5 protein-coding genes are annotated in these 5,421 nt (G+C 70.3%); 3 read left to right on the top strand and 2 right to left on the bottom strand.

From position 1 onward, the window contains the following. The 3 genes from coaBC to DCO49_RS19270 all read left to right on the top strand — a co-directional run. Positions 1–698, top strand: a 698-nt coding sequence (gene coaBC, locus DCO49_RS19260) for a bifunctional phosphopantothenoylcysteine decarboxylase/phosphopantothenate--cysteine ligase CoaBC (RefSeq protein WP_116865359.1), incomplete at its 5' end; no start/stop codon positions are given. Then, a complete protein-coding gene (dut, locus tag DCO49_RS19265) occupies positions 695–1,183 on the top strand; it encodes a dUTP diphosphatase (protein WP_116865360.1) in 489 nt (162 codons plus the stop codon). The genes coaBC and dut, both read left to right, overlap by 4 nt. Before the next feature lie 12 nt (positions 1,184–1,195). Continuing rightward, a complete protein-coding gene (locus DCO49_RS19270) occupies positions 1,196–3,553 on the top strand; it encodes a phosphomannomutase/phosphoglucomutase (protein WP_116865361.1) in 2,358 nt (785 codons plus the stop codon). Between the two features lie 75 nt (positions 3,554–3,628). On the opposite strand, the gene DCO49_RS19275 is transcribed toward DCO49_RS19270, so the two are convergent. After that, positions 3,629–4,342: a response regulator transcription factor gene (locus DCO49_RS19275; RefSeq protein WP_116865362.1), complete on the bottom strand. Its 714-nt coding sequence runs from the start codon at positions 4,340–4,342 to the stop codon at positions 3,629–3,631. Beyond that, a partial coding sequence (locus tag DCO49_RS19280) for an ATP-binding protein (RefSeq protein WP_243402785.1) occupies positions 4,323–5,421 on the bottom strand: 1,099 nt, incomplete at its 5' end. The genes DCO49_RS19275 and DCO49_RS19280, both read right to left, overlap by 20 nt.

Genomic DNA, 5,421 nt, shown 5'->3' on the forward strand with positions numbered 1-5,421 from the left:
GCCTGGCTGGCCGTGTCCCGGCTGCCGCCGCCACGCCGGAAACCCGCGCGCTGCAGGGCCTGCGTCTGCTGATCAGTGCCGGCCCGACCTATGAGGACATCGACCCGGTGCGCTACGTGGGCAACCGCAGCAGCGGCAAGATGGGCTTCGCCCTGGCCGGTGCCGCCGCCGCCCTCGGCGCCGAGGTGGTGCTGGTCAGCGGCCCGGTGCAGCTGCCGACGCCGCCCGGCGTGCACCGCGTGGACGTGCGCTCGGCCGCGCAGATGCGCGATGCCGTGCTGAAGGCGCTGCCGGCCGACATCTATATCGGGGCCGCCGCCGTTTCCGACTACACCCCGCGCCAGGTGGCCGCGCAGAAGCTGAAGAAGACCGCCGACAGCCAGTCGCTGGTGATCGAGCTGGTGCGCACGCCGGACATCCTGGCTGAGGTCGCCGCACAGACCCAGTCGCTGAAGCTGGTGGTCGGCTTTGCCGCCGAAACCCACGACGTGGAGAAATACGCGCGTGGCAAGCTGATCGACAAGCGCCTGGACCTGGTGATCGCCAACCAGGTGGGCATCAGCGGCGGCGGTTTCGAGAGCGACAACAATGCCGCCACGGCCTTCTGGCAGGACGGCGAACAGGTATTCCCGGCTACTTCCAAGCGCGAGATGGCCGAACAACTGCTGGCGCTGATCGCGCGGAGGCTTCAGGCATGACCCAGGCAGCATCCACCCCGGCGGCCCCTCTGCAGGCATTGCAGGTGAAGCTGCTCGACCCGCGCTTCGGCGACAGCTGGCCGCTGCCGGCCTATGCCACCGAAGCCAGCGCGGGCATGGACCTGCGCGCGGCGCTGGAAACGGCGCTGACCCTGCAGCCGGGCGATACCGCGCTGGTTCCCAGCGGCCTGGCCATCCACATCGGCGACCCGAACCTGTGCGCGGTGATCCTGCCGCGCTCGGGCCTGGGCCACCGCCATGGCATCGTGCTGGGCAACGGCACCGGCCTGATCGATGCCGATTACCAGGGCCCACTGCTGATCAGCGTCTGGAATCGCGGCCGCGAAGCCTTCACCATCGAGCCGGGCGACCGCATCGCCCAGCTGGTTGTCGTACCGATTGCCCGTGTCAGCCTGCAGGTGGTGGATACTTTCACCGACAGCGTGCGGGGAACGGGTGGATTCGGCCATACCGGGGTGCGTTGACGGGGGAGACGGATGAGCGGCAGCGGGGAAGGACGGCAGAAGCAGTCAATGGGGCGCAATGCGCCGTTGCTGGGTGTGGCGCTGTTGTTGCTGGCCGGCTGGTTCGGCTGGAGCGCCGTGCAGCAGTGGCGGCAGCAGGCCAACGGGGACACGCTGGCGCAGGCCCGCGATGAGGCGGTGCAGGGCGTGCAGCAGGCCGCAACCGGCCAGCTGCAGCAGCTGCAGCAGCATCTCAAGGGCGATCGCGTGCAGCAGTCGCTGCAGGCCGGCGACGCCGCCGGCGCCGCGCAGGCCCTGCGTGAGAGCTGGTCCGGGGTCGAGCAGGTGGACGTGCTGACGGCCGGACTGGCCGATGCCTACGCCGATGGCGCGACCTTCGGTTACGCCCGCCTGGCGCTGCTGGAATCGGTGCTCGCCGACGGCAAGCCGGGGCTGCGGGTGGTCCGCGATGGTGGGGGCAACCGCCTCGGCCTGGCGGCGCCGGTGCAGCTGGGCGCGCTGGGCCCCGCCGTCGTCTATGTGCGGCAACCGCTGCTGCGCCTGACTGGCCCGCTGGACCAGGTACGCGCGCCGTCCAGTGGCTTCCTGTCCCTGCGCCAAGGCGCGCACGACATCGTCGCGCACGGTGACGCCCGCCTGGCCGACAGCGCCGAAGCGATGGCGCGGCCGATCAAGGGCACCCCGCTGCGGCTGACCGCCAGCGTACCGAACATCGAACCGGGCCCGCTGGGCCTAGGCGCCCTGCCCAGTGCCATCGTGGCGCTGTTGCTGGCCTTCATCGCCGTGCTGCTGGTGGTTGGACGTGGCCGCCTGCCGAAGTCGCTGCCGATGCCGATCCGTCGGGGTGCCGCGGTCGAGGCCGACCAGGGCCCCACCCTGCGCGAAAGCCTGCAGATGGCCACGCCGGTCGTGCCGGGCACTGATGCGGCCGACGCCACCGCCGGCGGGCCGCCCGCGGTACCGCCGCCGCCGCCGATGGACCTGCCGGCCGACATCTTCCGCGCCTACGACATCCGCGGCGTGGTGGGCGCCGAGTTGAACGCGCGCAACGCCGCGCTGATCGGCCAGGCCATCGGCACCGTCGCCCTCGAACAGGGGCTGCGCGAGGTGGTGATCGGCCGCGACGGCCGCCTGTCCGGGCCGGAGTTGTCGGCCAACCTGGCCGAAGGCCTGCGCCGCGCCGGCTGTTCGGTCATCGACATCGGCCTGGCGCCGACGCCGCTGGTCTACTTCGCTGCCTTCCACCTGCGCACGGGCACCTGCGTGGCGGTGACCGGCAGCCACAACCCGCCCGAATACAACGGCTTCAAGGTGGTCATCGGCGGCGAAACGCTGTCCGGCGATGCGATCACCGATCTGTACCAGCGCATCAGCGAAGGCCGCCTGGCCCAAGCCGCCGAGCCGGGCGACTACCAGCAGCGCGAGGTCGCCGCCGACTACATCCAGCGCATTGCCGACGACGTGCAGCTGGACCGCCCGCTGAAGGTGGTGGCCGACGCCGGCAACGGCGTGGCCGGTGCGTTCGCCCCGCAGCTGCTGGAAGCCATCGGCGCCGAGGTCATCCCTCTGTACTGCGATGTCGACGGCACCTTCCCCAACCATCACCCCGATCCCAGCGAACCGGCCAACCTCGAAGACTTGGTGCAGACGGTCAAGCGCTTCGGTGCCGACCTCGGCGTGGCCTTTGATGGCGACGGCGACCGCCTGGGCGTGGTCACCGGCGAAGGCAGGATCATCTATGCCGACCGGCTGCTGATGCTGTTCGCCGCCGACGTGCTGATGCGCAACCCCGGCGCGATGGTGATCTACGACGTGAAGTGCACCGGCAAGCTTTCCGATCATGTGCTGCGCAACGGTGGCAGCCCGCTGATGTGGAAGACCGGGCATTCGCTGATGAAGGCGAAGATGCGCGAGACCGATGCCGAACTGGCTGGCGAGATGAGCGGCCACTTCTTCTTCAAGGAACGCTGGTTCGGTTTCGATGACGGCCTGTACGCCGCCGCCCGCCTGCTGGAAATCCTCGCCCAGCGCGAAGAGACCCCGCACGAGGTGCTGGAGGAGCTGCCGGACATGGTGTCCACGCCGGAACTGAAGGTGCCGGTGGCGTCCGGGACGCCGCATGCGCTGGTGGCGATGCTGGTGGCCGCGGCGCAGTCCGAGGACAACCCGTATGCCGGCGGTCGCCTGTCGACCATCGATGGCCTGCGCGTGGACTACCCCGACGGCTGGGGCCTGGTGCGTGCCTCCAACACCACCCCGGTGCTGGTGCTGCGCTTCGAAGGCAACGATGAGGGCGCACTGCAGCGCATCCAGGCGCTGTTCCGCAGCCAGCTGCAGGGCCTGCTGGGCGACACCGCGCTGGGCTTCTGATCGGTCGTGGTGGGGCCGGGCTGCGCCCGGCACCGCGATCCGCTCTGGTGGGTGCCGACCGTTGGTCGGCACGCCTCACCCCTTGAACCGCAACCCCACGCCCGGTTCGGTGAACAGATAGCGTGAATCCAGCGCCGAATCGCCCAGCTTGTGCCGCAGCTTGCCGACCAGGATGCGCAGGTAGTGCGTGTCGTGCTGGTGGGTCGGCCCCCAGATCTCCTGCAGGATCTGCGGCTGGGTCACCACCCGCCCGGCGTTGCGCAGCAGCAGTGACAGCAGCGCGTACTCCTTGCGCGTCAGCGCCACCGGCTCGCCATCGATCGCCACTTCGCGGCGCACCAGGTCCACGTGCAGGTGGCCATCATCGAACACCGGCGGGGTGCCGTCGCTGGGTACGCTGCGGGTGCGCAGCAGGGCGCGCACCCGGGCCATCAGCTCCTGCGTGCCGAACGGCTTGGTCACGTAGTCATTGGCGCCGGTATCCAGCGCCCGCACCTTCTCGTCCTCGCCGGCGCGCACGGTCAGCATGATCACCGGCACCTGGCTCCATTGCCGCAGCTGCGCCAGCACCTCGTGGCCTTCCATGTCCGGCAGGCCGATATCCAGGATCACCAGGTCCATGTCCTCGCTCGCGGCCATTTCCAGGCCTTCCTGGCCGGTGGCGGCCTGGCGCACCTGGTAGCCCTGCGCGCGCAGGCTGATGTCCAGGAACCGGCGGATCTGGGTTTCATCGTCGATCACCAGCACGCGCGCGGCCGGCACGCTGGTATCAATCGGGGTCGGGCTCATCGTGGGCAGCTGGCTTGAGCAGGGGCAGGGTGATGCGGATCAGGGTACCGCGACCATCGCGTCCGGGCAGCGCCTGCACGCTGCCGCCGTGGGCGCCGATCATGCCCTGGCAGATGGTCAGGCCCAGGCCGGTGCCGTGGCGGCCGCGGTCGCCGCGCTCCACGCTGTAGAACATGTCGAAGATGCGCGCGCGCTCGTCATCCGGAATGCCGGGGCCGGCATCGATCACGTCGATGCGCAGCTGGCCGTCCAGTTCGCGTGCCTGCACCTGCACCGGCGCATCGGGCGGCGAGAACTTGGCGGCGTTCTCCATCACGTTGAACACCGCCTGTTCGACCAGCGCCGGGTGCACCCAGATCGGCGCCATCGTGGAAGGAATATCCAGTTCCAGCCGCACCTTGGGCTGGTAGCGCTGCAGGCGGCGCGCGGCCGAGCCGATCAGTTCGTCCACGCCGATCCAGTCGCGGTTGATGGTCAGCCCTTCGTGGCCGAGCCGGGTCATGTCCAGCAGGTTCTGGATGTAGCGGTCCAGGCGCTCGCCTTCCACCAGGATGGTGTCCAGCAGCGCACGGCGGTCGGCCATGTCCATCGCCGTGCCATAGCTGGCCAGGCTGTCGGCCGAACCGATCATCGCCGCCAGCGGCGAACGCAGGTCGTGCGATACCGAAGACAGCAAAGCCGAGCGCAGCCGCTCGGTCTCGTTGCTCACATGCGCCTGCTCCAGCTCGGCCACCAGCCGCGTGCGCAGTGCGGCCTGGGCGATGTCATCGACCATCGCTTCGGCCAGCTGGCGCTGTTCGGGCAGCAGGCGCGCCTGCGCACCAGGCAGGTACAGGCCGGCCACGCCCACGGCGCGGTCCTCGCCATCCAGCAGGGGCAGGAACCACCACTGCGCGCCAGCCAGCGTATCGGTGAAGCGGCCGCTGGGCTGGCCGTGGCGCAGGGCCCAGTCGGCCGCGGCCAGGTCGGTATCGCCGGGCTGGGCGCGGCCGCCGGTGGCGGTGTCGGCGCCGATCCGCAACCACGCCGGCACGTCCATCGCCTGTTCCAGCGCCTGCCTGCCGGCCTGCGCGACCTCG

Origin of the sequence: Stenotrophomonas sp. SPM (assembly GCF_003105135.1) — a bacterium.
Classification (GTDB): Bacteria; Pseudomonadota; Gammaproteobacteria; order Xanthomonadales; family Xanthomonadaceae; genus Stenotrophomonas.

Excerpts from the sequence above, each read along its gene's own strand:
- dut (WP_116865360.1), top strand. The coding sequence starts at position 695 with ATGACCCAGGCAGCATCCACCCCGGCGGCCCCTCTGCAGGCATTGCAG.
- DCO49_RS19270 (WP_116865361.1), top strand. The coding sequence starts at position 1,196 with ATGAGCGGCAGCGGGGAAGGACGGCAGAAGCAGTCAATGGGGCGCAAT.
- DCO49_RS19275 (WP_116865362.1), bottom strand. The coding sequence starts at position 4,342 with ATGAGCCCGACCCCGATTGATACCAGCGTGCCGGCCGCGCGCGTGCTG.